The 511-nt window shown below is 46.6% G+C and carries 1 protein-coding gene; it reads right to left on the bottom strand.

What is annotated here, in order from left to right; genetic code table 11:
• On the bottom strand, nucleotides 1–511 hold a 511-nt coding region (locus tag K7G76_RS15340), incomplete at both ends, for an HYR-like domain-containing protein (RefSeq protein WP_456237538.1).

The following is a 511-nucleotide window of genomic DNA, read 5'->3' as shown; positions in this document are numbered from 1 at the left end:
CGCGATACACTCGTAAGAGGTATCTGCAGGCGCACTAGGAGCCACAGGTGCAATGGTATCAGCCACCGTAATAGTCTGTGATACAGAGCTTGAGTTGTCACAGGCATCGGTAAACGTCCAGGTACGCGTGATTATAATGTTACAAGGATCTGTATCGTTAGTAGAATCAACAGCCGTAGCCACAATATCACCAGAGCAATTATCCGTAGCTGTTAAGTCACCTGGAGCAGGCACATCAGCAATACACTCATAAGTGATATCTGCAGGCGCACTAGGAGCCACAGGCGCAATGGTATCAGTCACTGTAATGGTTTGTGATACAGAGCTTGAGTTGTTACAAGCATCGGTAAATGTCCAAGTACGCGTAATTATAATGTTACAAGGATCTGTATCGTTAGTAGAATCAACAGCCGTAGCCACAATATCACCAGCACAGTTATCGTTAGCTGTCAAGTCACCCGGAGCAGGTACATCCGCGATACACTCATAAGTGATATCGGCAGGCGCACTA

The sequence above is a fragment of the Hanstruepera marina genome (assembly GCF_019880635.1).
Classification (GTDB): Bacteria; Bacteroidota; Bacteroidia; order Flavobacteriales; family Flavobacteriaceae; genus Hanstruepera; species Hanstruepera marina.
Note: the sequence above shows the minus strand (reverse complement) of the source record. Positions and strands in the feature narration are given on the sequence as shown.